General features: G+C 57.6%; 1 protein-coding gene. It reads left to right on the top strand.

Annotated features, from left to right (window positions below; translation table 11 throughout):
- On the top strand, positions 1 to 302 hold a 302-nt coding region (locus U4Z64_RS37475), incomplete at its 5' end, for a VapC toxin family PIN domain ribonuclease (RefSeq protein ID WP_321822703.1).
- Between the last annotated feature and the right edge of the window lie 12 nt (positions 303 to 314).

Here is a 314-nt window from a genome sequence, read left to right as displayed (position 1 = left end):
CCGAGAGGCCGGGGTACGTTTCGCAGGTTGCATTGGTCGAGGTCGTGTGGGTACTCGGGCGCTGCTACGGCGTCGAACGAGAGCAGATGAAGGACATCATCGACTCGATGATCGGCACCAAAGAACTGATTATCGAAAGTGCTGACACGGTACGAAAGGCACTTCGCGTTTTCGCGGCATCCGCAAAGGCGGATTTCGCTGACTGCCTGATCGAGCGTTCTGGGCATGTAGCGGAGTGCGAGTACACGGCTACTTTCGACGTGCTGGCCTCCAAGGTTGCAGGGATGCAGTTGATCAAGTAATCGTGGCGCCGG

Source organism: Burkholderia sp. BCC1996, assembly GCF_905339955.1.
Classification (GTDB): Bacteria; Pseudomonadota; Gammaproteobacteria; order Burkholderiales; family Burkholderiaceae; genus Burkholderia.
Note: the sequence above shows the minus strand (reverse complement) of the source record. Positions and strands in the feature narration are given on the sequence as shown.